Annotated in this window: 26 protein-coding genes, 1 tRNA gene and 1 pseudogene; 11 read left to right on the forward strand and 17 right to left on the reverse strand. The window is 62.8% G+C overall.

Features of this window, described 5'->3' with window-relative positions; all coding sequences use genetic code 11:
- Positions 1-12: 12 nt before the first annotated feature.
- The gene (locus tag LB518_RS23505; protein ID WP_224580265.1) at positions 13-801 is read right to left on the reverse strand and encodes a helix-turn-helix transcriptional regulator; all 789 of its coding nucleotides are present in this window, start codon (positions 799-801) and stop codon (positions 13-15) included.
- 330 nt (positions 802-1,131) lie between these two features.
- Positions 1,132-1,305, reverse strand: a pseudogene (locus tag LB518_RS23510) (IS3 family transposase); the annotation flags it as partial.
- 16 nt (positions 1,306-1,321) lie between these two features.
- Between LB518_RS23510 and LB518_RS23515 the strand changes: the two are divergent.
- Complete coding sequence (locus tag LB518_RS23515) at positions 1,322-1,900, forward strand: ParB N-terminal domain-containing protein (RefSeq protein WP_224580297.1); 579 nt, start codon at positions 1,322-1,324, stop codon at positions 1,898-1,900.
- Positions 1,878-2,105, forward strand: coding sequence for a plasmid partitioning protein RepB C-terminal domain-containing protein (locus LB518_RS23520; protein ID WP_224580266.1), 228 nt, complete (start codon positions 1,878-1,880; stop codon positions 2,103-2,105). Before LB518_RS23515 ends, LB518_RS23520 begins: the two co-directional genes overlap by 23 nt.
- A gap of 159 nt (positions 2,106-2,264) precedes the next feature.
- On the opposite strand, the gene LB518_RS23525 is transcribed toward LB518_RS23520, so the two are convergent.
- The 3 genes from LB518_RS23525 to LB518_RS23535 all read right to left on the reverse strand — a co-directional run bounded on the left by LB518_RS23525 (position 2,265) and on the right by LB518_RS23535 (position 5,080).
- A complete protein-coding gene (locus LB518_RS23525; protein ID WP_224580267.1) occupies positions 2,265-2,510 on the reverse strand; it encodes a hypothetical protein in 246 nt (81 codons plus the stop codon).
- Between the two features lie 265 nt (positions 2,511-2,775).
- A complete protein-coding gene (locus LB518_RS23530; protein WP_224580269.1) occupies positions 2,776-4,167 on the reverse strand; it encodes a flavin monoamine oxidase family protein in 1,392 nt (463 codons plus the stop codon).
- A gap of 139 nt (positions 4,168-4,306) precedes the next feature.
- Complete coding sequence (locus LB518_RS23535; RefSeq protein WP_224580270.1) at positions 4,307-5,080, reverse strand: SDR family oxidoreductase; 774 nt, start codon at positions 5,078-5,080, stop codon at positions 4,307-4,309.
- A 374-nt stretch (positions 5,081-5,454) separates the two neighbouring features.
- On the opposite strand from LB518_RS23535, the gene LB518_RS23540 reads away from it, so the two are divergent.
- Positions 5,455-5,955, forward strand: coding sequence for an Lrp/AsnC family transcriptional regulator (locus LB518_RS23540; RefSeq protein ID WP_224580271.1), 501 nt, complete (start codon positions 5,455-5,457; stop codon positions 5,953-5,955).
- 227 nt (positions 5,956-6,182) lie between these two features.
- Here LB518_RS23540 and LB518_RS23545 read toward each other — a convergent pair whose 3' ends face one another.
- Together LB518_RS23545 and LB518_RS23550 are read right to left on the reverse strand one after the other, a co-directional pair.
- Positions 6,183-6,596 (reverse strand): nuclear transport factor 2 family protein, encoded by a 414-nt coding sequence (locus LB518_RS23545; protein ID WP_224580272.1) that lies wholly within the window; start codon positions 6,594-6,596, stop codon positions 6,183-6,185.
- A 136-nt stretch (positions 6,597-6,732) separates the two neighbouring features.
- Positions 6,733-7,659: a LysR family transcriptional regulator gene (locus LB518_RS23550; RefSeq protein ID WP_224580273.1), complete on the reverse strand. Its 927-nt coding sequence runs from the start codon at positions 7,657-7,659 to the stop codon at positions 6,733-6,735.
- Positions 7,660-7,781: 122 nt separating this feature from the next.
- Here LB518_RS23550 and LB518_RS23555 point away from each other — a divergent pair, with 122 nt between their 5' ends.
- Positions 7,782-8,162, forward strand: a complete 381-nt coding sequence (locus LB518_RS23555) for a nuclear transport factor 2 family protein (RefSeq protein ID WP_224580274.1) — start codon at positions 7,782-7,784, stop codon at positions 8,160-8,162.
- Between the two features lie 608 nt (positions 8,163-8,770).
- Here LB518_RS23555 and LB518_RS23560 read toward each other — a convergent pair.
- From LB518_RS23560 to LB518_RS23575, 4 genes are all read right to left on the reverse strand, one after another.
- Positions 8,771-9,658 carry a hypothetical protein gene (locus LB518_RS23560; RefSeq protein ID WP_224580275.1) on the reverse strand — a complete coding sequence of 296 codons (888 nt, stop codon included), beginning with the start codon at positions 9,656-9,658 and terminating at the stop codon, positions 8,771-8,773.
- Between the two features lie 683 nt (positions 9,659-10,341).
- Positions 10,342-11,955: a sulfatase-like hydrolase/transferase gene (locus tag LB518_RS23565; RefSeq protein WP_224580276.1), complete on the reverse strand. Its 1,614-nt coding sequence runs from the start codon at positions 11,953-11,955 to the stop codon at positions 10,342-10,344.
- Entirely contained in the window at positions 11,952-12,635 is a 684-nt protein-coding gene (locus tag LB518_RS23570) for a CDP-alcohol phosphatidyltransferase family protein (RefSeq protein WP_224580277.1), read from the reverse strand. The genes LB518_RS23565 and LB518_RS23570 overlap by 4 nt, the downstream gene beginning before the upstream one ends.
- A gap of 711 nt (positions 12,636-13,346) precedes the next feature.
- Positions 13,347-13,422: transfer RNA gene (locus LB518_RS23575), tRNA-Ala, on the reverse strand.
- 145 nt (positions 13,423-13,567) lie between these two features.
- Here LB518_RS23575 and LB518_RS23580 point away from each other — a divergent pair.
- Positions 13,568-13,858, forward strand: coding sequence for a YggT family protein (locus LB518_RS23580; RefSeq protein ID WP_224580278.1), 291 nt, complete (start codon positions 13,568-13,570; stop codon positions 13,856-13,858).
- Positions 13,855-14,172 (forward strand): DUF167 family protein, encoded by a 318-nt coding sequence (locus tag LB518_RS23585; protein ID WP_224580279.1) that lies wholly within the window; start codon positions 13,855-13,857, stop codon positions 14,170-14,172. The genes LB518_RS23580 and LB518_RS23585 overlap by 4 nt, the downstream gene beginning before the upstream one ends.
- 7 nt (positions 14,173-14,179) lie before the next feature.
- Here LB518_RS23585 and LB518_RS23590 read toward each other — a convergent pair whose 3' ends face one another.
- From LB518_RS23590 to typA, 4 genes are all read right to left on the reverse strand, one after another.
- Positions 14,180-14,677: a YqhG/Tai3 family protein gene (locus tag LB518_RS23590; RefSeq protein WP_224580280.1), complete on the reverse strand. Its 498-nt coding sequence runs from the start codon at positions 14,675-14,677 to the stop codon at positions 14,180-14,182.
- Between the two features lie 2 nt (positions 14,678-14,679).
- The gene (gene ppa / locus LB518_RS23595; RefSeq protein WP_224580281.1) at positions 14,680-15,210 is read right to left on the reverse strand and encodes an inorganic diphosphatase; all 531 of its coding nucleotides are present in this window, start codon (positions 15,208-15,210) and stop codon (positions 14,680-14,682) included.
- Between the two features lie 133 nt (positions 15,211-15,343).
- Positions 15,344-15,856, reverse strand: coding sequence for a GNAT family N-acetyltransferase (locus LB518_RS23600; protein WP_224580298.1), 513 nt, complete (start codon positions 15,854-15,856; stop codon positions 15,344-15,346).
- 130 nt (positions 15,857-15,986) lie between these two features.
- Positions 15,987-17,810 (reverse strand): translational GTPase TypA, encoded by a 1,824-nt coding sequence (gene typA / locus LB518_RS23605; protein WP_224580283.1) that lies wholly within the window; start codon positions 17,808-17,810, stop codon positions 15,987-15,989.
- A gap of 267 nt (positions 17,811-18,077) precedes the next feature.
- Here typA and LB518_RS23610 point away from each other — a divergent pair, with 267 nt between their 5' ends.
- The 3 genes from LB518_RS23610 to moeB all read left to right on the forward strand — a co-directional run bounded on the left by LB518_RS23610 (position 18,078) and on the right by moeB (position 20,078).
- Positions 18,078-18,530, forward strand: coding sequence for a MarR family winged helix-turn-helix transcriptional regulator (locus tag LB518_RS23610; RefSeq protein ID WP_224580284.1), 453 nt, complete (start codon positions 18,078-18,080; stop codon positions 18,528-18,530).
- A gap of 146 nt (positions 18,531-18,676) precedes the next feature.
- Positions 18,677-19,306 carry a uracil phosphoribosyltransferase gene (gene upp / locus LB518_RS23615; RefSeq protein ID WP_224580285.1) on the forward strand — a complete coding sequence of 210 codons (630 nt, stop codon included), beginning with the start codon at positions 18,677-18,679 and terminating at the stop codon, positions 19,304-19,306.
- A gap of 25 nt (positions 19,307-19,331) precedes the next feature.
- Positions 19,332-20,078, forward strand: coding sequence for a molybdopterin-synthase adenylyltransferase MoeB (gene moeB / locus LB518_RS23620; protein WP_224580286.1), 747 nt, complete (start codon positions 19,332-19,334; stop codon positions 20,076-20,078).
- On the opposite strand, the gene LB518_RS23625 is transcribed toward moeB, so the two are convergent.
- The gene (locus LB518_RS23625) at positions 20,060-20,260 is read right to left on the reverse strand and encodes a hypothetical protein (protein WP_224580287.1); all 201 of its coding nucleotides are present in this window, start codon (positions 20,258-20,260) and stop codon (positions 20,060-20,062) included. The genes moeB and LB518_RS23625 overlap by 19 nt on opposite strands.
- Positions 20,261-20,410: 150 nt before the next feature.
- Here LB518_RS23625 and LB518_RS23630 point away from each other — a divergent pair, with 150 nt between their 5' ends.
- Both LB518_RS23630 and LB518_RS23635 read left to right on the forward strand, forming a co-directional pair.
- Positions 20,411-21,475, forward strand: coding sequence for a LacI family DNA-binding transcriptional regulator (locus LB518_RS23630; protein ID WP_224580289.1), 1,065 nt, complete (start codon positions 20,411-20,413; stop codon positions 21,473-21,475).
- 346 nt (positions 21,476-21,821) lie between these two features.
- Complete coding sequence (locus LB518_RS23635; RefSeq protein ID WP_224580291.1) at positions 21,822-22,853, forward strand: aldo/keto reductase; 1,032 nt, start codon at positions 21,822-21,824, stop codon at positions 22,851-22,853.
- Positions 22,854-22,916: 63 nt separating this feature from the next.
- On the opposite strand, the gene LB518_RS23640 is transcribed toward LB518_RS23635, so the two are convergent.
- Positions 22,917-23,190 (reverse strand): RidA family protein (locus tag LB518_RS23640; protein ID WP_224580293.1); only part of this gene is annotated, 274 nt, incomplete at its 5' end.

The following is a 23,190-nucleotide window of genomic DNA, read 5'->3' on the forward strand; positions in this document are numbered from 1 at the left end:
GGTAGCGGGGCATCACAGCAAATTCAGCTCGCGTGCCTTGAAGGCTGCATGCACCTTGTTGGAGGCGTCCAGCTTCGAGGCGGCGCGGCGCAGGTGGAAATCGACTGTCGCCTTGCTGCGCCCGATGATCTGTGCCACTTCCCACGACGTCTTGCCCTGTGTCGTCCAGAGCAGGCAGAGACGTTCGTGCTCCGAGAGCTTGACCGTCGCCTGCGGTCGGCGCTCGGTGCGCCATTGCACGACATGAGCGTGGACCATCTGCGCGACGGCAAGCAGCGCATGAAGCGCCGGCTGCCCGATATCGGCTTCGGGCTGGCGCGCTTCCGGCCCGGCAACGGAGAACACGCCGCTCATATTGCGCGGCCCATGGACGGGGATGGCGATGCCGCTGCTGATACCGAAGTCCTGCGCCTCGAAGAAGATGCGCCGCGCGCTTGGCTCTAGGCCACGCAGATGGCGTTCGTCGCCCCAATTGAACGGGCGCAGGGCATGGCGCCCGTAAAGGATTACCGCGTCGGCAGAGTGATAGTTCCGGCGCCGATAAAGGTTCTGCCAGTCTTCAGGATAAGTGCTGAGCAGCATGCCGATATCGTTGGGCCGGCCCCAGTCTGAGGCCAGCCACGGAAGGCCGTAGGAAAAGTAGGTGAAGCCGAGCGCCCGCACGAGCGTGTCGGCGATGATTTGAGTCTCCTCTTCCCCCTCGCTTAGGTCAAGGCGGCGAAAAAGATTGGCGATCCCGTCTTCAGCCGCGCTGAGGGCGGAAGTCTGTTTCGCGGGGGCCGCTGCGACGATCGGGCTCATGACGCTCCCAATGGACGGAGATGGGACCGCTTCGCGAAGCAAGTCTCGTTCCAGCAAGCGCCTTTGTCCTCGCCGCCCCGTGCAGCCGCCCTACCGCAGTGCGATTGAGCATCGACTTGACCGCATTGGACGCAAAAGGGGCGCCGGAACACGCGCGGAGCGCTCCTTGCGCTCATAGTTCTGCTGATTTCTTTGAAAGATCATCAGACTTGTCGTCGAGACAGTGAAGCGGCGGCTTGCGTCGTGTCTGGAAGGAACATTGACGCTTCGATTTTCGCAGCAGAGTTCTCCTGAACCGCATCGGGTTTGTCGGAGGCCTTTTGGCTTGAGTCACGCCGCCATGGCTGGCTCATCCAGCATCGCGTAGTAGCGTTCCTCGGCCTCGGCCGGCGGGATGTCGCCGATGGGCTTTAGCAGCCGGCGATTGTTGAACCAGTCCACCCAGATCAGCGTGGCGAACTCGACAGATTCGAAGCTCGGCCAGGGTCCACGCCGGTGGATGACCAACACGCATGTGCAGATGATCCCGATCGAGCGGATCCGCGTCTTGAACCCGCGCGTTCGGAACCGGCGCAAGTTCATGGAGGTGGTCGAGAGCATCCGGACAGTCCGCCTGACGCGACCGATCCGAGTGAACACCATCATCGAGCCAGACGGTCATCGATCCTGCGGCCTCGCCTGTAGCCAGGGGCGCATCGAGGCATTCCGCGAATTAGGCCGAACTGAGATCCCTGCCATCGTGATAGAGGCCTCCGAGGAGGAGTGCCTGATCATGAGTCTGGTCGAGAATTGCGCCCGGCGGCAGCACCGATCCATAGACCTGCTCCAGGACGTCTCTACGCTGCGCAAGCGCGGGTACACTGACCGGCGGATCGCGGAAAAGATCGGCACCACACCTGAGTGGGTCAGCATGATGTCTTTGCTGATCGAGAAGGGACAGCAATGCCTCGATGTCTCCAGCGAAAAGATCGCCCGCCCGCTCAGTCTGAACGTCAACAGTGTGAGGCGGAAGGCTAGTTTACTCGACGGTATAGGCCACGAGGTCGTCTCTATGCTGAAGGATACGATGTGCCCCGATGGCGGTATTCGAGATCCTTAAGCGGATGAAGCCGCTGCGGCAGATCGAGGCCACCGAGCTGATGGTTGCGGCGAATAACTACACTTCGGCCTACGCGACCGCACTTCTCGCGGGCACCCCATCCAACGAGCTGACCGGGGAGAGGAAATCGAAGAAGGTGCGCGGCGTCACGCAGGAGGCGATGGCCAGGATGAAGGAGCTCGCGCGCCTCATCGTCACCGATTGAAGGGATCTTCCAAAAAGGCGGCATAGTTGCCGAAGAGGCTGGGGGTTCCCCGGCGCTCAGGCTGTAGACAGCCAGCACTCCCATGGGGGCGACGAAGCCGCCCAGCGAAAGGAACCGAATTGCAGCAGGACGGGAGGGCTGGCGATTTCATGGTGATGCTCAGCCCTTGATCAAACGATCGAATTGCATGGTGCATTCGGCGCGGTGCTCCGCCACGACGCCCCAGTCGAGATAGACCAGCTTTTCCATCGTTTCGTGGGTGAGGTGTGCGGCGAGTCCCGGCGCCAGCTTCACGTCGGAACTGGTCGGGATATACTCGGTCGTGGCATCTGCAGGATGTTCTGTGCGTCTGCCGAGATGGCTGACGATGCCGTTGGGGTTATCGACAAACCCGGTGCGGTTCAAAAGGCCTTTCTACGAACCGACGCTCTCGCCTTTGCGGCCCTCCGCCCTCGGTGCCTTCCGGGTTTAGCCATCTGAACAGGCATACCCTTAGATACAGTTGGTCACTGACACATGATGGAGTTGTTGAGCGACTCGCTACCCTGACCAACTTTCGTAGTATGGTCGAACTTCTCAGCCCTGCGAAACGGCGGTGAAGCTCTCTCCGCCATGATTTGAATTTCAAAAAGGCCGAAATTCTCCAAAGCCGCTCAAGGGGTCGGTGAGTTCACCTATGGCTTTCGAAAGTTGCCTCATGCAATTCGGTGGCTGCGCGATGTCCCGACCTGACGGCACCCTCTATCCAGGCTGAATAGTCCGACGTGTGCTCGCCCGCAAAGTAGATACGACCCTCGGGCGAGGCGATATTCCCTTGCCAGCGGAAGAGATCACCAGGCTGCGGGATTCCATAAGCGCCGCCAGCCCAGGGATCGAGCTGCCACGAATAGCTGGTTGATTCCTGCACATGACGGCTCGCTCCGGGGAAGGCTTTTTCGATCTGTCCCATTGCCCATTGGGCCCGAGCCGGCTCGTCCATTGCGTCCAGTTCGGCGGCCCGCTCACCTTGCTGATAAAACTGAAGTACTCCGCTGCCATCGTCGGCGGACCATCGCGGGCTCCAGATTTCTGCGCCCGTATCGAGCTGGGCGAACCCGCTCAGCTGTTCAGACTCCCAGAAACGGGCTGACATCTTGAACGCCACCTTGGTCGCCTTGGTGTAGCGAATTTCGGCCAGGATCTGTTGCTTTGCGGGGCTAAGCGCTGGCTCGAACCGGACGCGGCCCAGAACTGAGAATGGGACCGTGCAGATGAGTGCATCTGCGGTCATTATGGCCTTCGGCCTTGCCCCTGCGACGGCAATCTCGATGCGGTCGGCGAACTGCACTACGGACCGAACCGGTGAGTTGAGCAAGATCGGGCCGCGTAGTTGTGCGGCAATGGCGGCCGGCAGGCGGTCATTGCCACCCTCGATAACCGACAAGCTTTCACGATCATAGGTCGCGAGGACGCGGGAGAGCATCAGGGGCGAAATGGCGGTCGGGAAAGCGCCGAGGGTAAGCAACTTGATGGCTCCCGGCGACAGACCCTGCGCGGCAAGGTGATCGACGATGCAGAGCCGGTCAAGGTGAGCCAGCGCAGATGGTGGCCATGCGGGCGTGTCGATTACCTCTGCCGCCACGAGCTTTTCAACGTTCTCCAGCACATGCGTCTTGATCAGGCCAGCATATCCCAGCGCCTTCTCCTCCGGCGGCAAATCGACCGTCGCGGCCAAGTCCGTCTTGGAGTCGATGACCCAGCGTTTGCCGTCGATCAGCACGATGTTTTTGAGGCCGGCCGGATAGAGCGGCCTGGTGGCAAGCCCCATCTGATCTATGTAGTCCCACGTCCAGCGATGCGACCGGGGAATTCGACCTGCCCCGGCCTCCGCCATGGGTGCGCCGTCTCGTGCGCGTTGCGTATGAACCCGACCGCCAATCCGACGCCGGGCCTCGACAATCTGGACATGGTGACCGGCCCGCTCAAGCTCGAGCGCCGCCACGAGGCCACTCATACCAGCACCAACGACAATGACCGTCTTAGGGTCTGTTGTCGGGGCTAGCCGTGGAGGTCCCGCTAGCATGGCAACACCCTTCCCAGACCTGGCTGCGTTTGAGACCTAGATGTTGTCTTTCCACGACCCATGGGTATTGGCGCGCTGCGCAGCAGCGAGCATATTATTCCGCAGTCTCGATCGCGTTCCGACCTCATCTCTGCACCGCTCACCATGGCAGGCGATCGTCGCCAAAAAAGAAGCCTCCGGTCGGACCATTCGCCGCGAGGCTGGCGTAGTGAACGGCAATTTCGGCGCCTTCCTGAGCGCTCATATCTGCCTCATCGCCACCCATGTCGGTTCGCAGCCAACCGGGGTGAACCGCGTTTATTTTAATGGATGTGCCCCGCAGCTCTTCCGCCAGAAGAATGGTGAAGGCGTTGAGCGCTGCCTTTGAGGTGTTGTAACCAAGAGTACGGTTGAGATAGACCGGCGAGGCCGGGTCTGACATGTGCGACAGCGATCCCCTAATGCTGGACACATTGACGATCTGGCCGGCCTCCGAGCGCTTGATGAGCGGCAGCAAGGTCTGGGTGAGAAAAACCGGGGCGAAAAAATTGACCTCGAAGATGCCTCGTACCGTCTCGGATCGGGCATCGCTTGGAGGCTGATCCGGGGCCAGGGCGCCCTCGCCGCCGTCGACCAGGATACCGGCATTGTTGATCAGGATATCCAGCCGCCCATGCAGGCTTTCGATAGCTGTGTAGGCCGCTTGGTGGTCAGCCGCGCTGGTAACTTCGAGTTTTAAGGCCGAGACATCGAAGCCTTCCCGAAGCAGGCTCTCTGCGGCTGCTTCAGCCTTGGCGATGTCGCGCGCAGCGATAATGACATGAGCGCCCTTGATGGCGAGCTGGCGACTGGTTTCCAGCCCGAGGCCGCGGGCCCCGCCGGTTACCAAGGCAACATTGCCCACCAGCGATTTGGTTTTGAGGATCCTGGCCATAGTGCTTCCTTTATTTTCTACTCGCGACTGTTCAGCCCGCAGCGGGCACATCTAGGAGTGATTGTTTTTCTTGTCCCACGGATCTGACGTCCCACGGCCCCGCCACGCCGGCGACGATGATCTTCTTCGGGCTCTCCGTCTGCTTAAGCTTTGGGGACAATAACGGCATGGCAGCACTCTTCCCTCGAGCACGTGAAAACGCGCCTCGCGTTTCTCTGATCTTGTTCTGCAAGCCCACCTCTCGGTGCGGACTATCACCGACCGCGGCGTTGCATCTATGCCTTGCTTTTAGCGCGCAACGACCCCAGAAAGGTGCTAAAGATGGAAGTTATGGAGCCAATCTTTGGCAGCATTGGCGTTTTATAGACCGAATAATGGACACTTTGACCAAACCGCTCCTGGACTCGATCGACCTAAGAATTCTCCGGGAGGTCCAGAACGACGCCCGCATTGCCAATATCACTCTCGCCGATCGCGTCGGGCTCTCGCCGTCTCCCTGCTCGCGACGCGTGAAACTGCTTGAGGAGGGAGGCGTTATCGAAGGCTACCGTGCCGTCCTCAACCGTCCCGCCGTCGGACTAGGTCTCACGGTGTTTGCCGGGGTGCGCGTCGAACGTCACGCGCAAGACCAGGCCGACGCCTTTGTAGATGCCGTCCTCTCTATGCCCGAGGTCGTCGCATGCCATTTGATCTCGGGCGACGTCGATTTCCTGATCGAAGTCGTCGTCCCTGACATGGCGACCTATGAGTCAACCATCCTGCGGCAGCTCCTCTCGTTGACTGCTATCCGCGACATCCGCTCGAGTTTTGCCATGCGTAGCTACAGGGCTGGCGGAGCATTGCCCCTGTCGCCCGCGAGACCTTCAAAGACCTGAACTTCGCGCAATCGATTGCAAGGCCGGAGACCGCGTTCGCGCGACTAGCCCTCGGACTGTTGCACCACGCGGGCGGGATTCCCCGGCGAGGACGTGCGTCAATCGTGTCCAGGCGACCTTGGTCACTGCATGAACACAGTAACAGGCCGTAAAACGCCGCTCGGAGTTGCTCTCTCGCGCGGCGTTCTAGATCGCCCCACTACCTGGAAGCAGATCGGACCATGCGCTTAGCCTTCGAGATGCTTCTTGAAGCGCAGCGTGTCGAAATACTCGCTGAAGTAGACGATCTGGCCATCCTTGGCCTCGACCCGGACAATATAGATCTGATCGAAGGACTTGCCGTTGGCGCTCATTTTGCCGGTGGCCACATATTCGGCGACGACCGCATCCCGGCCGGCCAGCTTGTGGACAGTCACTTCGCCGATTCTGAGGTCGTCGATCAGCGACCTGAACCACGTCATGCCGGCGAGGATCGCTTTGCGGCCTTCGCGCTTGGTGGGCGCATCAAAGGTGCCGGCGTAGGGCAGCTCGAAGACGGCGTTTTCGGCGAACAAGGCCGCCCAGGCGTCGAGATCGCGAGGGAGACGGTCGAGCGAACGCAACAGAAGCTCTTCAGCGTTCAGGGTCTTTACGTCGGTCATAGCAGGTTCCTTTCGTTCACGTGCCAGACCGAGATGGCGTGGAAAGAGAGCCCTGTTCAGCTAGATAATCTGGAAACACTGATCATCCCTATGGATAATCAGATGCCAGATCACCCTCTTAATTCGCCGAAATCGATTAATCGCCGACAGCCAGTGCGCGGCGGACATCCACGCGCGCGAAGATCTGGGCGACCCACTCGACGAACACGCGCAGTTTCGCATTGAGGTGGCGGTTCGATGGATAGACGACGTAAAGCGGGTGATAATCGCGCGTCCAGGCATCGAGAAGCGGGACGAGCCGTCCATCATCCAGATAGGGCTGTGCGGCGAAGCGGAAGGTTTGGCCGATGCCGAGACCTGAAAGCAGCGCCGTCAGATGCGCCGTGCTCTCATTGACCGCGACACTGTAGCGGTAGTCGATCTCGATCTTGTCCACGCCCTGCTCGAAACGGAGCGGAAAGACCTTACCCGTCAGCGCGGAAAAGTAGGTCAGGAGCTGGTGGCCCGTTTCCAGTTCGCGAGGGTGCGAGGGAACCGCGCGCTCGGCGAGATAGTCGGGCGAAGCGCAGGTCACATAATCCAGTTCGCAGATGCGCCGGCCGATCAGGGAACTGTCGTCGAGCGCGCCACCCCGGATGACGCAATCGACGGCGTCGCTGACAAGGTCAATCGGCCGGTCGTTCACGCCGAGATAGACTTCGATGTCCGGATAGCGCTGCCGAAACTCGGGCAGCGCCGGAATGAGGATCCGGTTGGCGAGCAGAGAACCGATATCGACGCGCAATTTGCCCTGGGGCTGCGCCTTGGTCCGTCGCGCCGCCTGATCCATGTCGTGCAGCTCGTCGAGCAGGCGAAGGGCACGCTCATAGTACTCAGCGCCATCGGCCGTGACGGTGACGGATCTCGTCGTGCGCTGGATCAGCTTGGTGTCGAGATGATCCTCGAGATCGGAAATGAGCTTGCTGACGGTGGAGCGCGGCAGGCCGAGCAGGTCGGCAGCTCTGGCGAAAGTGCCGGATTCAGCGATCCGAACGAATGTGCGCATCGCGAGAAGCTGATCCATCGTCCCACAGTCCTGCCGCGATTATGCAATAGCGTGGATTAAGAAATCATATTTCGCATCTTTGTGCAAAAATCAGAAGGCGTATCTCCGTGTCACAGCCTAACCCATGGAAGGACACGCTGATGAAAAACGCTACCCAGCTTCTCGAAGCCTATCTCGCGAACATCCAGGATCCGGCCGCTGCGGCACGCCTTTTCGCAGATGACGGCATCCTGGAATTGCCAACCATAAACGCCCGCGCCCAGGGCCCGGAAGCCATCGAGACGTTCATCGCCGGCCTCCTCGTCAGGGTTCCCGACTTCCGGTTCAAGAACATCGACATCTCGATCCGGACCGAAGACCAGGCGTTCGGCGAATATCAGGTCGAAGCCCTCGTACTCGCCACCGGCAAGACTTACAAGCAGACCTATGCTGGCCGGCTCGTCGCCAAGGACGGGAAGATCAAGCTGCTGCGGGAGGCGCTCGATACGCTCGCGGCATCGCAGGCCTTCAGCAAGGATTGAGGGTGCCGAGGCGGGCGAGGTCACCGTTCGCGGACGAGCGCCCGCCTTATCTATATTCTCTCCGATGTAGCCAAACCCAGTTCAAGAAGGGTGTCCGGCTTTTTAGTCAAACAACTCGTAGCGTCTCCTTGACGGAAGGGGGCTCGCGGCACCCCGTCTGTCGCCGGGCGACGCCGTCGTCATGGACAATCTTGGCAGTCACGAGGGCCGCCGCATGCTTGGCGCGAGCGATGGGTTGGACGATGGTGCGATGTCCAAGAAGTGGCGGCCGCTTGGGATGACGTGTGAGCGGCTGCTTTCGCTACTTTGTAAATTCCCCTCGATAGTTGCCTTCGGCCGAACCGCTGTTGAAGGGCAGCTATCGCGCCTCGCGGTTCTAAAAGCAGATAGTCTACTTCCGGCCCCCAAAGCGACTTTCACGTCACGCGTGCGGATGGCCGCTTCGCGCCCTCAATGTCGGTGGCTACCACTTACATCTCGGCACAAGCAGACGTTCGTATTCGCGCCCAGGCCCCCTCGATCGCCACCTGTCACTTTGCGGACAGGCGGGCGCGGAGGCTGTCGCTCGCCCGAATGTTCGGCGCCAGCCTAGCGGGGCTCCCCACACCCTATTTCTGCTTGCCGGCCAGTTTCTCCAGTTGCGGCACAGCCGCACGGATCACAGTGAGCGTGTCTTGCGCGGCGAGCGCGGTGATCTCCGCGCCGAGCTTGCCGCGCACCTTTGTCGCGTGCGACGCAATCTGGCTGGCGTTGAGCAGTTGTGTGATCAGCGGGTCCCACGGCCCTACCGGCCCGTGATCGGTGAGACCACCCCCGTCCTGGATCACACCGAAAATAATCCGAACCGCCTCCGCGAAATCCCGTCCCAGATGCGGCGGCTTGGGGAAGCTACCTTGCTGGTAAATGGCGATGGCAATGCCATCGGTTCCCGCCGGCACATGCAGCGTCGAGTTGCCCACCGGCATGATGCTGTCGTTGAGCACCCATTGCGAGAACGGCTCGGGCACCGAGAGCACATGCCCCTTGGCAACCAACGTCTGTGCCGAAGCGGTCGGCACCACGCCGATGACGTTGGCGTCGGCGGTGAGCGAGGGATCGCTGATGACGTCGACGAAGGTGTCGTCGATGAAGGTGCCGAGATTGGCAGAGAAGGCGTCGTCGATGATCGCCGACCCGCCGTCGATCCCGCCTGGGCCACTGATCGGGAAATACCAGCCGGTCACCGTCCGCGCGTTCGCCGAGGAAGGGATGTCGAAGGCCACGGGCGGCCGTACCACACCGGTTGTGCCGTCGGTGTCACTCCAAAACAGCAACTTGGCCATGCCGTTGCCGCCGCTGTTCGGCAGCGTGTAGGGCAGCTCCGGAAAGTAAGGCGGGCTGTAGGGCGTGTCGCCGCCAGAAGAAGGCGCCAGCGAAAGCTCGGCGTTGGCGTTGCGCGGTTGGCGATGATGGCCGGCCGGCAGGTACATTTTATAGTTTGCTGTAATATGAGCCATGGAACCTCTCCCGTTCGGATCCTGCATAGATCTTCATCGAAAACGAAGTTTTCCAGTCGCAGATGACGCGATACCGAGAAACCCGGCCCGTCAATAAAAATCGATTGATCTCAAGTTAAATCTTGACATGGCCGGCGTCAATTGCATGTGCCGATGTCAATGTAAATGGTTGTATTTGATACGTTATCTATTTTTTCAAGATAAGTTCTGGTCAATATCGGTGCATATTCGATCAAATATGAGATGAATCTTGACGCAACCGCCTGCAACGCAGGATCCCGTCAATTTCGAGCCGATCAGCTCTGCTGAGGCGAATTAGTCGAAATTACCCGCGTTTTCAGCAGGATCATCAATCGCCTGAGTTTGATGTCGGCTCTCCAAAGGAGCGTCCCTAAACTGCAGTTCCGCTCGCGGTCACATACTGGATGCTTAGGCGCGCTCTTAACCGGATCTCCCTTTGGCGCGAAAACGACGACCTCAATCCCGCTTTAGTTGTCCGCAAGACTACCCGTTGCTGAAATGGACGTCACTTCGCATTGCGCCTTGATTGGTCCGCTGTTGGCCCCAGGACAGTAAATTCGCCCCGCCGCCTGTTTGGCAGTTGCCTTTTCAAATCGGTCGTCGTCGAGACGGTGGTCCTTGGCGAAGGCAGACCTTCCGCTAAACGTGGTGTCGTGTGTTCGTCAATTCGCAGCGACGGGGGCGGTTGTACTCAAGGCGCGGATGAAGCGGTCGCGGAATTCGCTCATCGGCCAGACAGGGGCGTTCCCCGCAGGGAGAAGTCCGACGGTCCAGCCCCAGTCGTCGAAATCCGCCACGAGGTCGAGTGGTCCGATCAGGTGCACGGGCACGTCGCGGCTGTCGATGCCGGCCACGAAGGGCGCCGGCTGGTGATCGCCGAGAATCACCATGAGGGGCGGCCGGCCAGACTGGCGCTCGGCATAGGAGAGGATCACCTGCAGCGAATAATCGATCGCCTGCCGGTACTGTTCACGCACGCGATCATGGTCGCGCCAGACGGTCTCGGGCGTATCGCCCGTGGTCGCCCATCGATCGAAGACGGTGCCCTCGCCGACATCGCTCCACGGGATCAGTTGTGGCACCGGCACCCACGGCGCATGCGAGGAGAGGAGCACGATCTGGGCGAAGAGCGGACCGGCATTGGGTCCGCGGGGGATGAGCCGATCGAAGGCGGCCAGCGTATATTGGTCCGGCATCGTCACGAAGTTGAACGGCTGGCCGCGATAGCCGAGATCGGCGGCCGCCAGGATGGTCTCGAAGCCCTGAGCCGGCCCCTCCGGCCACGCCATCGTAATGCCCGGCATGATCGCGGCGGTGCGAAAGCCCGAGGCGGCGGCGAGGTCATAGAGGCTCTCGCGGCGGCTGGCGAGCAGCGCGCGGTAGCGTGTCTGATTGGAGATCGTCAGGCCGGATTCGAGCGTGCTGTGCGCGAGCCAGCTTTGGCCGCCCTCGACGGGTGAGGTCAGCCAACCCGACCGCATGGCGAGCCCGGCCGCGGTCAGGCGCGGCTCAGCGGCCCGCAGCGTCGCGCGATGGGTCGGGGCATAGAGCGGGTTGTCGAAGCTGGAGCGGCCATAGCTTTCGATGAAGACGATGAACACGTCGCGGCCGTCAAGTCGGTCGAAGAGGCCATTGGCCCCGGCAAAGGGATCGGACGCTGCCGCGACGCGGAAGCGGACGAGATCGGCACGCGTCTCTGCATACGTGTCGATATGATCGGCCATGACCCGTATGGCATAGGCCTTGAAAGGCATACGATCCGGGAGCACACCGGCGATATCGGCCGCCACGACGAGGACTGCAAGACAGGCCGCCATCAGGGCGATGCGTCCGGCAGCAAGGCCCGCCCAGCATCCGCTGGCCCACCAAAGGACGGCAGTCAAGCCTCCGATGGCCAGCACGGCAAAGGCCGTGGCCAACAGCACCAGCGGCAGGCCTGCGGCGCTGATTGCGAGCCGGATACCAGCCTCGACGAGATGGAGATCGACGGCCGGGTTGAACGGGCGGGCGAAGGCGGTGAAGGTCCCGAGATCGGCGAGCTTCAGCACGGTGATGAGAACGAGCGCCGCGACCAGCGCCGCGCGCAGCAACCGCGTTCCGACCGAGCGTCCCGGAAGCGCGGCGAGCACCAGCAGGAGGACCGGCAGTTCCAGCGGCAGCCGCACGACTGCCCAAGGGGTGAGGTCCGACGGTGTGTTCGGCGCGACCAGCACCAGCAGGAAGACGAGGGCGGCGAGGACGAGGGCCGGCGCGCGGAGGCGGCGGGCCGGCCTCACGAGTGGCGTCTCCGGGCGAGCCACAGGATATCGATCGCGAAGGACCAGCCGAGCGCTAGCGTGGCTGCGGCCGCGATGACAATCGCCGTCACGCCGCTGACGGCCGGCGCGTTGAGTGCGATCAGCGCCGCAATCTGAACGACGCAGATCGCCTTCCGGCGATAGGCTTCTGGTAGGGGGCCGTTTAGCCAAGGCAGTGCGAGGCCCGCCGCGACATAGACATAGCGCATCGACCCGAGCGCAAGCACCCATGGCCCGAGCTTGCCCGACGCGAGCACCAGGAGGGCGAGAATAAGCCCGAGCGCCGCGTCAACCTCCATGTCGAAGCGGGCGCCGAACGGCGAGGCGAGGCCGTCTCGGCGCGCCAGCCATCCGTCCACGGCGTCGAGCGCGAGCGCGATCGTCGCCACCGCCACGACGAGCCATGCCGTGTCATCGGAGATCGGATCCGGCCCAGCGAGCGGCGCGACCAGGGAAGACGTTAGGGCGGCGCGGCCGAGGGTCACCATGTTGCAGAGGCCGAGGCGCGGATGGGTGTAGGCGTTGCGCAGCCCGGCGACCGTCAGGGCGGCCATGACCGCGAAAAGACTCGTCGCGAGCAGCACGCCGTCGGGAGCAAGGCCTTTGGCGATCGACGCCGTGAGCATCGCCAATGGCAGCGCCCATGCAAACAAGCGCACAGCCGCTCCTGATGGAGAGGGTGCGTCGAGGACCCGGCGCAGCCGTGATAGCCGGTCGTGGGCGGCCGTGGCGAAGCTCATCAGGCGATGAGTTAGTGCGCCAATGGCAATGTCAAGCAAGGCGATCGCGGTTGCGTCTTGCCAAACGTCGCGCAGTTGGCGACGCGCACTGCCATCCCGTCAGCGGGCGCGCTTCAGGGATTGGCACGCCGCGGGATTATCCATCCGCCAATGTCACCGGCAGCGTCGGTCTGCGAGCCGTTGTATTACGGATCCTGTAACTTCAAATGGTCGGTATGGGCGCGAACGCCCCAAATTGGCGGCAGCCGTTCCCTGCCGATGCATCTTCACCGCTATCACTTGCGGTGTAGGTAGCGACGGCTTTCCTCGAGTTCTTGGAGGTGTCTCAGCGGGCAGCACAACGATCGCGAGGTGACGATGCCGTCTCCAGCCCGAACAGGCCGTGCCCTGCAACTCCAGCACGACGTCAGATCGTCCGCGGACGAACGTCATAGGTCGAGCGCGACTATGTTGGGTCGCCTAACCCGCCAGCCCGAATTTCGACGCTTCGGATATCTCCAGGCGCCGCGTCCGCCAGACGCTGTAAAAAGGAGCATCGGCCATCCGCACGTGTTCGTACAAGCTGGACCGTGTTTATTTGACGGTTATTTGACAAACCATCAGTGAAATTGACTAAGCCATTGATTTGATTGGTGGAGCCGAGGGGAATCGAACCCCTGACCTCTGCAGTGCGATTGCAGCGCTCTCCCATCTGAGCTACGGCCCCGTCGCTGAGCGACGGGCGCCATTTAGGGTGTCGTAGCGGGGGCTGTCAAGCTGCGGCGACTAGCCGGGCGGGTTGCGGGGGAGGCAGTCGACGGCTACATGATGGGCGGCCCAAAAACCATCGCTCCGCCTCATTCGGGAAACCAATGCGCGCCATCCTCGACGTCGTCATGATCGCCCTGAACCTCTACTGGTACATCATCATTGCCAGTGCGATCTTCAGCTGGCTTTTCGCCTTCGGCGTGGTCAATCCGCGCAACCAGATCGTCTCGGCGATCGGCAACTTCCTTTACCAGGCGACGGAGCCTGCGCTGCGTCCGATCCGGCGGGTCGTCCCGACGCTTGGCGCCATCGATATTTCGCCGGTCGTCCTCCTGCTTGGCATCATCCTGATCCAGCAGGTGATCATCCGCTACGTCTATCCAAACGTGTTTTGAGCGGGGCTGCCTTCGCGCGGACCGAGGCAGGCGGCATCCTTCTCGACATCCGCCTGACGCCGCGCGGTGGCCGCGATGCCATAGACGGCGTCGCCAGCCTTGCTGACGGACGGATCGTGCTGCTGGCGCGGGTGCGGGCGGTGCCTGAAAAGGGCGCTGCCAATACAGCTCTGGCGACGTTGGTCGCTGATCTCTTCGATCTGCCGAAATCCGCTGTCACCGTCGCGAGCGGCCATACCGCGCGGCTGAAGACGCTGCGGATCGCGGGCGAGCCGGCAGCGCTCATGGCGCGTGCGGCCGAACTCTCCGCCTGAGCCGCGCTCAGTGGCTGTAGAGGCCCCGCAGCGTGCCTTCCGGCCAAAGGATGTCGTCGATGCGCCAGCCGGCCGGCGTCTCGACGAGCACGAGGTCGATCGCCTTCGGTTCGCCAGAATTCGTGAAGGCCGCATGGCCCATCATCCGCCCGCCGGGCGCGTCGGATACCGTAACCGTGATGTCGCCGATATCGCCGTCCTGCGCGTCGATGAAGGGATCGGCGTCAAGGTTGGGCACCTCCCCGTCCGCCGCCGCGCGCGCGTCATCGTCCGAAATGATGCCGGCGAGCTCCGGCGTGAAATAGCGCTTGAGGACCGCATCGTCGCTGCGATCGATGCCGGCACCGTTGTTGCGGTAGGTCCCGTAGATCGATTCGAGAAATTCCTGCGCGGTCGCGGGCGACTGTTGCGCATGTCCAGGCGATGGCAGGCTGGCGGCGAGCAGAGCGCCCACCGCCAGCATGAAACCGCGACGATGAAGCCCGGTGGCGGTCGCGGCTGTCATGCTCAGGCCTTCTTGGCGCGCTCGATGGCGTCGAGGATCAGCTGCTCGGCCTCGGCCTTGTCGCCCCAGCCCGAGATCTCGACCCACTTGTCCTTCTCGAGATCCTTGTAGTGCTGGAAGAAGTGCTCGATCTGACGGAGCGTGATCTCGGGCAGATCCTTGTAGCTCTCGATCTTCTCGTAGCGACGGGTGAGCTTGGTCGAGGGAACCGCGATCACCTTCTCGTCCTCGCCGCCTTCGTCGCGCATGCGAAGCACGCCGACCGGGCGACAATTCATGATAGCGCCCGGAATGATCGCGCGCTGATTGGTGACCAGCACGTCGATCGGATCGCCGTCGCCACAGAGCGTATGCGGCACGAAGCCGTAATTGCCCGGATAGCGCATCGGCGTGTAGAGGAAGCGGTCGACGTAGAGCGCGCCGGCTTCCTTGTCCATTTCATACTTGATCGGCTCGCCGCCAACCGGCACCTCGATGATCACGTTGATGTCGTGCGGAGGGTTCTTGCCGATCGGCACTGCGTCGATGCGCATGGAAACATCCCTGGTGCGGTGTTGAGGGCACGGAAGCCGACAGCCGCACTGAGGCGCAGCCGGGCGATCCGCTCATAGCGACCCGCTCATAAGCGGACGGCCGCCCGCCCGCAAGGCCGATCTCGCAATTGCGTCATCCGCGTGCGAATGCGAAGGCAACCTTGGCGAGAGTCACATCGCCGAAGCGCTCGCTGCCACGCGCAATCTTGCGGCCGCCGGCATTCTTGTAGAAGCGGCAGGCGCCGTCATTGTCGGCAAGGGCCCAGACGACAGCTGAATCGAAGCCGTGCCGGACCAGTTCGCGGCGCGCCGCGAGGAACAGCCGCGTGCCCAAGCCGACACCCTGATATTCGGGACGCAGATAGATCTCATAGATCTCGCCGCGTTGGACGAGATTGCGAGCGCGATTGGGACCATAGGTGGCATAGCCCGCGACCGTACCGCCGACCTCGAGCACGAGGATGCCGGTGCCTCGGCGAATCGCGCGGCCCCACCAGGACTGGCCGCGTCGCGCGATCATCCGGCTCAGCTCGCGCGCCGGAATCAAACCGTCATATGCCTGGCGCCAAGCGCTGTCATGAACCGCGGTGATCTCCACCGCGTCACTCGCTTCAGCCCGGCGGACACCGATCGACAGAGTGCTCATGTCGATCAGGATAGGTCGGGTTTCGCGAACGGGGAAGCCCTTTTTCATGGGGCCCTCGCGGCAGCGACAGGGAAGCTGGCCTCCCTGTCGCAATGCGGTAGACGCGCAGCGTGAACGCGCGCCGTCCGGCTCAGGCGGAAGCCTTGCTCGAACGGTCGGCGCGCTTGCGCTCGGTCGGATCGAGGATCGTCTTGCGCAGACGGATCGACTTCGGCGTCACTTCAACCAGCTCGTCGTCCGAGATCCAGGACAGCGAGCGCTCCAGCGTCATGCGAATCGGCGGCGTCAGCCGAACCGCTTCGTCCTTGCCGGCCGAACGGACGTTCGACAGCTTCTTGCCCTTGAGGACGTTCACTTCGAGGTCGTTGTCGCGCGTGTGCTCGCCGACGATCATCCCCTCATAAACCTTCCAGCCCGGCTCGATCATCATCGGCCCACGATCTTCGAGGTTCCACAGGGCGAAAGCGACGGCCTCGCCGGACTCGTTGGCGATCAGCACGCCGTTGCGGCGTCCGGCGATCACGCCCTTGTAGGGCTGATAGGAATGGAACAGGCGATTCATGATCGCCGTTCCGCGCGTATCGGTCAGCAGCTCGCCCTGATAGCCAATCAGGCCGCGGGTCGGCGCCCGGAAGACGAGACGCAGGCGATCGCCGCCCGAGGGGCGCATCTCGATCATCTCGGCCTTGCGCTCGGCCATCTTCTGCACGACGACGCCGGAATGCTCCTCGTCGACGTCGATGATGACCTCTTCGATCGGCTCCTCGATCTGGCCGTTCTCGTCTTTCTGGAAGACGACGCGCGGACGCGAAACGCCGAGCTCGTAGCCTTCGCGGCGCATGTTCTCGATGAGGATAGCCAGCAGAAGTTCGCCACGACCGGAGACGATGAAGGCGTCCTTGCCCGAGGATTCCTCGATCTTCAGCGCGACATTGCCCTCGGCCTCCTTGAACAGGCGGTCGCGGATCATGCGGCTCGTGACCTTGTCGCCTTCGGTGCCGGCGAGCGGGCTGTCATTGACCATGAAGGTCATGGAGACGGTCGGCGGGTCGATCGGCTGTGCCTTGATCGCCTCGGTGATCGCGGGATCGCAGAACGTATCGGCGACTGTGCCCTTGGTCATGCCGGCGATGGCGACGATGTCGCCCGGAACGCCCTCCTCGATCGGCTGGCGCTCGATGCCGCGGAAGGCGAGGATCTTGGAAACGCGGAAGTTCTCGACGGTCGAGCCGTCCTGCGACAGCACCTTCAGCATCTGGGTCGGCTTGACCGTACCCGAGGTGATGCGGCCCGTGATGAGGCGTCCGAGATAGGGGTTGGCTTCGAGGAGCGTGCCCAGCATGCGGAACGGGCCGTCCTCGACATGCGGCTCCGGCACGTGTTCGAGCACGAGATCGAACAGCGGCGCCATGCCTTCGTCATGCGAGGCGTCGGGCGCGCGGCCCATCCAGCCCTGCTTGGCTGAACCATAGAGGATCGGGAAATCGAGCTGCTCGTCGGTGGCGTCGAGCGCGGCGAAGAGGTCGAACACCTCATTCACGACTTCTTCGATGCGCGCATCCGGCTTGTCGACCTTATTGATGGCGACGATCGGCTTCAGGCCGACCTTGAGTGCCTTGCCGACCACGAATTTGGTCTGCGGCATCGGGCCCTCGGCGGCGTCGACCAGCACGATGACGCCGTCGACCATGTTGAGGATGCGCTCGACCTCGCCGCCGAAATCGGCATGGCCCGGCGTATCGACGATGTTGATGCGCGTATCCTTCCAGACGATCGAGGTCGCCTTGGCCAGGATAGTGATGCCGCGCTCCTTCTCGATGTCATTCGAGTCCATCACGCGCTCGGCGACGCGCTGGTTGTCGCGGAAGGAGCCCGACTGCTGCAGCAGCTTGTCGACGAGCGTGGTCTTGCCATGATCGACGTGCGCGATGATGGCGATGTTGCGAAGTGACATTTCTCAATCCAAAAAGGCAGCGACACCCCAGGCGGCATCCTCGCGGCAGTGCCCGTGGACGCGACCTTGGGTGCAACAACGCCACCGGGCCATTTTGCGGCGCAAAATGCTTGAAACGGCCTGAAAAGGCAACCACGATCGAGAAATCGTCTGAACTGCGACGATCGGCGCATGGCGCAGAGGGCGCCAAAAATCGCAACATTTGACTTAAAGCACAAATCTGTTTATTATATGGTAAACATATAATATGCTGCAGGGAGTACAGTTTTGGCCGCTACGGTTGAAGATCCGCTTGGGTTCGTCCTGGTCGACGTTGCGCGACTTCTCCGTCGTCGCTTCGAGAAAGCTCTCGAAAATGCCGGGCTCGGGCTGACGGTCGCCGAGGCGCGCACGCTGGCTTTCGTCAGCCGGCGGCCCGGACTTCGCCAGTCGACGCTTGCCGAGGAGCTCTGCGTCGAGCCCATGACGCTTGTCGGTTTCCTTGACCGGCTCGAGGCGGCCAGCCTTGTGGAACGCATCCCCGACCCTGCCGATCGCCGCGCCAAGCTGATCCGGCTGACGCCCTCGGCGGCCAATATTGTCCGCCGTATCCGCGCGATCGGCAAGGCCGTTCGCGAAGATGCAGAGCGCGGCGTCGACGCCGACGTGCTGGAAACCATGCGCCTCACGCTGCTCAAGATGCAGGACAACATCATGAAGGCGCCGGAAGTCGTCTCCTGAAGAGAGCCGGCATCCCGCCCCTCGGGCTGATGCCGAACACGTGATGATGTCCCGCCCTATCGGCATCGCGGCCGGGCGGGACAAGGCGCCGCTTGCGTGGCGAGCCGTGTCGGCTAGGTTGTCGGAACAGACAAGCGAGGCGACGAATGGCGAGCGTAACGGTCATCAACCATCCCCTGGTACAGCATAAGCTGACCATCATGCGGGATAGGCACACTTCGACGGCCGGGTTCCGTCAGCTCCTGCGCGAGATCGCGACCCTGCTCTGCTATGAGGTCACCCGCGACCTCGAAATGACAACTACGACGATCGAAACGCCGCTCGCCGAGATGAAGGCGCCAACGCTTGCCGGCAAGAAGCTGGTCTTCGCCTCGGTGCTGCGCGCTGGCAATGGCCTGCTCGAGGGCATGCTCGACCTCGTGCCTGCGGCGCGCGTGGCGCATGTCGGCCTTTATCGTGACCCGAAGACGCTGCAGGCGGTCGAATATTACTTCAAGGCGCCCGACGACCTCGACGAACGGCTGACGATCGTCGTCGATCCCATGCTCGCAACCGCGAATTCCGCCATCGCCGCCGTCGACCGACTGCAGGAGCGCGGCGCCAAGGACATCCGCTTCGTCTGCCTGCTCGCCGCGCCCGAGGGCATCGACAAGTTTCACGGCACACATCCTGACGTCCCGATCTTCACCGCCTCGATCGACAAATATCTGAACGACAAAGGCTATATCGTCCCGGGCCTCGGCGACGCCGGCGACCGGATGTACGGCACCAAATGACGGCTAGCCGTCAGACGGGACGAGGATGAGCTTCACGCCGGACGAGATCGAGCGTTACGCCCGCCATCTTGTGCTTGCCGAGGTCGGGGGACCGGGCCAGCAGAGATTGAAGGCGGCGCGGGTGCTTGTCATCGGCGCCGGCGGGCTCGGCTCCCCGGTCATCCAATATCTGGCCGCCGCAGGAATCGGCACGATCGGCGTCGTCGACGACGATATCGTCTCGCTGTCCAACCTGCAGCGCCAGGTTCTGCATGACGGAGCGTCGATCGGGACCGCCAAGGTGGCGAGCGCCGCGCTCTCCGTTGCGAGGCTCAACCCGCATGTCACGGTTGAAAGCCACGCGGTGCGGCTGACCGCCGATAATGCCGATGCGCTGATCGAAGCCTTCGACATCATCGTCGACGGATCCGACAATTTCGCAACGCGCTTCCTGGTGGCGGACCGCGCTGCCGCCCTGCACCGGCCGCTGGTAGCGGCGGCGGTCGGGCGCTTCGATGGCTCGCTCACCGTGCTGAAGCCATTCGAGGAGACCGACGGCCGCCCGAATCCGGGCTATCGCGATCTCTTTCCAGAGCCCCCGCCGGCCGGCCTCGTCCCGACCTGCGCAGAGGCCGGGATCCTCGGCGCCGTCGTCGGTGTTCTCGGGACGCTGCAGGCGGCCGAGGTTCTGAAGCTGATCCTTGGCATCGGCGAACCGCTTGTCGGCCGGCTGCTGCTCGTCGACATGCTTTCGATGCGCTTCGAGACCATCAGCTATCGGCGGCGTTCATGACGGGCAGTTGGGCTGGCGCCGAGTGTCAGATGCCCGGCTCCATAAGCAAATCCAAGGATGGCTGCCGTCACCCTGTCGAGCGAAAGGCGGCCACGGATCAGCGGCGGGTCGGCTTGACGCGGCTCTTGTTCCTCGAAATGGTCGCGGTAAATGCTGCGAAACAGATAGCTTGCGGGGATCATGGTGTGCTCCCATGGCGGATTGAAGCGGTTCAAAACACGTTGATGAATGCTTGAACCGATTCAAAAATAACATTTGCCATTCTGATGTCAAGGATTGATTGAACCGATCCAAGAACGAGATAGAGTACGGAAAAGAACGGAGCTGCAGGCTTGAGTCAGGTCATCAGGCTGTCCGATGTCGCCAAGGCCGCCGGCGTGTCGCAAGGCACCGCGTCCAACGTGTTCAATCGGCCGGATATCGTGCGCAAGGAAGTGCGCGAGCGCGTCGAGGCCGCCGCCCGTGCGCTTGGCTATTCCGGCCCGGACCCCCGCGGGCGTTTGTTGCGTGCCGGCAAGGTCAATGCGATCGGCATCGCGACCGCCGAGCCGCTGTCCTATTTCTTTGACGATCCTTATGCGCGCGTTCTGATGACGGGTGTCAGTCGGGCCTGCGACCTACAGGGTGCTGGCATCTCGCTGGTTTCGGCCGCGAATGAAGAGAAGCTCGCCTGGAACATCCAGAGCGCGATCGTCGATGGCTTCGTGCTGCTCTGCATCGAGGGCGGCACCCGCCTCGTGGAACTGACGCGCGAGCGCAAGCTGCCCTTCGTGGCGCTGGGGCTCGAACATGACGACGAGACGATCTCGATGATCGGCATCGACGATCGTGCCGGCGCGCGCACCATCGCCGCCCATGTCGCAGCTCTCGGCCATCGGCGGTTTGCGATCCTGTCGCTGCAGCTCGTCGACGGCCATGTCGGCCGGGTCGACGATGCCGCGATCGCGCGCGCGATCTACAAGAGTTCGCGCGAGCGCATCGAAGGCTATCGCGCGGCGCTCAGCGACCACGGCATCGACATCGCGACGGTTCCCGTGTTCGAGACCGAGAACGAACCAACAAGCGTCGAGGCGGCGCTCGTCGAACTTTTTGGCGGCGCCGAGCCGCCGACCGCGCTTCTTGCGATGTCCGACCGGATCGCCCTGATTGCGCTCGAATGGCTGGCGGCCCGTGGCATCGCGGTGCCGGCGGATGTCTCCGTCGTGGGCTTCGACGGTGTGCCGGAAGGCGCCCATTCCGAGCCGCCGCTCACCACGATGACGCAGCCGATCGAGGAGATCGGGCGCACGGCGGTGGAACTGATCTTCAATGACGCAGACGGTCCACGCCGCCTGTCGGTCGCGGTTGACTTGACCATCCGCGAGTCGGTGGGGCCGCCGCCCGCTGGCAATGCCTGATATCGCCGGCGCCCGTCAGCCATGGGCCGCCGCTTACCGGAGCTTGCGTGGATCGGGGCGCACGCGCGGCCAGAGCGAACCGGCAGTCTCAGGCTCTTACGGGGACATTAAGCTCTGGGCGCGATGAGTTCCATCTGAATATTCCATTGGAATGCTGGAAGCGGCTCGACCATTGTGCCGATGACGCTCGGTGGGCGGCTGATGGCCAGCCTGAGGACACCCTGCACGCCCCACGAAGAGACGGCGATCGCCTGAGCCCCGCACCAGCCGGCGGCTCGTCGTTTTCCACTTGCCCCCGCCGGTCGCGGTGATCGCGCCGAACCGGCCCCCCGCATGGAGACTGAACATGGAATATCGCAAGCTCGGCAACAGCGGCACGGTCGTGACCGCCTACTGCCTCGGCACGATGACCTTCGGCGCCGAGTCCGATGAGGCCACCTCGTTCGCGCTGCTCGACGACTATGTCGCCGGCGGCGGCAATTTCATCGACACGGCCGACGTCTATAGCGCGGGCGAATCCGAATCGATCATCGGCCGCTGGCTCAAGACCAAGCCGTCCGCTGCCAACGACCTCGTCATCGCCACCAAGGGACGCTTCCCGATGGGCAGCGGTCCCAACCATATCGGCCTGTCTCGCAAGCATCTCGGCGCGGCGCTCGACGCATCGCTGAAGCGGCTCGGCATCGAGCAGATCGATCTCTACCAGATGCACGCCTGGGACGCGCTGACGCCGCTCGAGGAAACGCTGCGCTTCCTCGACGATTCGGTCAGCAACGGCAAGATCGCCTATTACGGCTTCTCGAACTTCCTCGGCTGGCATCTGTCCAAGGCCGTCTGGATGGCCAAGGCCAACGGCTATGCGGCCCCGGTCACGCTGCAGCCGCAATATAATCTGCTGGTTCGCGACATCGAACACGAAATCGTACCGGCCTCGCTCGATGCCAACATCGGTCTCCTGCCCTGGTCGCCGCTCGGCGGCGGCTGGCTTTCGGGCAAGTACAAGCGCGACCAGATGCCGACCGGCGCAACCCGCCTCGGCGAAAATCCGAAGCGCGGCATGGAGGCCTTCGATGCCCGCAATGCCAATCCGGTCACCTGGAATGTGATCGGCAAGGTGCAGGACATCGCTGAGGCCCACGGTGTCAGCATGGCTCAGGTGGCGCTCGCCTGGGTCGCCGCGCAGCCGGCCGTCACATCCGTCATTCTCGGCGCCCGCACGCGGGAACAGCTCGCTGATAATCTCGGCGCAGCCAGCCTCGTCCTGACCGACGAGGAAATCCAGGCGCTGAACGCGGTGAGCAAGCCGCAGATGTCCGAATATCCCTACGGCACCGCCGGCATCGGCCAGCGCAACCGCAAGATGGAAGGCGGCCGCTAGCCGCAGGCCCGATACACTGCGCGGTCGGAGCCCAGCGCTCCGGCCGCGCGAACTTCTCGACCGCTAGAATTCTGCGGCGATGGCGTCGATTTCGAACAGCCAGCGCGGGTCCGCCAGCCCATGCACGAAGAGAAATGTCGAGGTCGGCCTGTGGCTGCCGAAGAAGCCGGTGCGGATCCGGTTGAAATCCGCCTGCAGGTCCGGCGTCATCTCGACATGACGGGTAAAATAGAGGCCGGTGCGGATGACACTGGCCGGCCCCAGCCCGGCTGAGCGAAGCACAGCCCCGACATTGTCGAAGGCGAGCTTCGCCTGTTCCAGCAGCCCCTCCCCGACC

The sequence above is a fragment of the Mesorhizobium sp. BR1-1-16 genome (genome assembly GCF_020165495.1).
In the GTDB taxonomy this organism is placed as follows: domain Bacteria; phylum Pseudomonadota; class Alphaproteobacteria; order Rhizobiales; family Kaistiaceae; genus Kaistia.

What these genes read in the sequence shown, in the direction of transcription:
- LB518_RS23515 (WP_224580297.1), top strand. Translation starts at nt 1,322, where the DNA reads ATGATCCCGATCGAGCGGATCCGCGTCTTGAACCCGCGCGTTCGGAAC.
- LB518_RS23545 (WP_224580272.1), bottom strand. Translation starts at nt 6,596, where the DNA reads ATGACCGACGTAAAGACCCTGAACGCTGAAGAGCTTCTGTTGCGTTCG.
- moeB (WP_224580286.1), top strand. Translation starts at nt 19,332, where the DNA reads ATGAGCTTCACGCCGGACGAGATCGAGCGTTACGCCCGCCATCTTGTG.
- LB518_RS23590 (WP_224580280.1), bottom strand. Translation starts at nt 14,677, where the DNA reads ATGACAGCCGCGACCGCCACCGGGCTTCATCGTCGCGGTTTCATGCTG.
- LB518_RS23560 (WP_224580275.1), bottom strand. Translation starts at nt 9,658, where the DNA reads ATGGCTCATATTACAGCAAACTATAAAATGTACCTGCCGGCCGGCCAT.
- LB518_RS23580 (WP_224580278.1), top strand. Translation starts at nt 13,568, where the DNA reads ATGCGCGCCATCCTCGACGTCGTCATGATCGCCCTGAACCTCTACTGG.
- ppa (WP_224580281.1), bottom strand. Translation starts at nt 15,210, where the DNA reads ATGCGCATCGACGCAGTGCCGATCGGCAAGAACCCTCCGCACGACATC.
- LB518_RS23635 (WP_224580291.1), top strand. Translation starts at nt 21,822, where the DNA reads ATGGAATATCGCAAGCTCGGCAACAGCGGCACGGTCGTGACCGCCTAC.
- LB518_RS23540 (WP_224580271.1), top strand. Translation starts at nt 5,455, where the DNA reads ATGGACACTTTGACCAAACCGCTCCTGGACTCGATCGACCTAAGAATT.
- LB518_RS23625 (WP_224580287.1), bottom strand. Translation starts at nt 20,260, where the DNA reads ATGATCCCCGCAAGCTATCTGTTTCGCAGCATTTACCGCGACCATTTC.
- typA (WP_224580283.1), bottom strand. Translation starts at nt 17,810, where the DNA reads ATGTCACTTCGCAACATCGCCATCATCGCGCACGTCGATCATGGCAAG.
- LB518_RS23550 (WP_224580273.1), bottom strand. Translation starts at nt 7,659, where the DNA reads ATGGATCAGCTTCTCGCGATGCGCACATTCGTTCGGATCGCTGAATCC.
- LB518_RS23530 (WP_224580269.1), bottom strand. Translation starts at nt 4,167, where the DNA reads ATGCTAGCGGGACCTCCACGGCTAGCCCCGACAACAGACCCTAAGACG.
- LB518_RS23600 (WP_224580298.1), bottom strand. Translation starts at nt 15,856, where the DNA reads ATGAGCACTCTGTCGATCGGTGTCCGCCGGGCTGAAGCGAGTGACGCG.
- upp (WP_224580285.1), top strand. Translation starts at nt 18,677, where the DNA reads ATGGCGAGCGTAACGGTCATCAACCATCCCCTGGTACAGCATAAGCTG.
- LB518_RS23505 (WP_224580265.1), bottom strand. Translation starts at nt 801, where the DNA reads ATGAGCCCGATCGTCGCAGCGGCCCCCGCGAAACAGACTTCCGCCCTC.
- LB518_RS23555 (WP_224580274.1), top strand. Translation starts at nt 7,782, where the DNA reads ATGAAAAACGCTACCCAGCTTCTCGAAGCCTATCTCGCGAACATCCAG.
- LB518_RS23535 (WP_224580270.1), bottom strand. Translation starts at nt 5,080, where the DNA reads ATGGCCAGGATCCTCAAAACCAAATCGCTGGTGGGCAATGTTGCCTTG.
- LB518_RS23520 (WP_224580266.1), top strand. Translation starts at nt 1,878, where the DNA reads ATGGCGGTATTCGAGATCCTTAAGCGGATGAAGCCGCTGCGGCAGATC.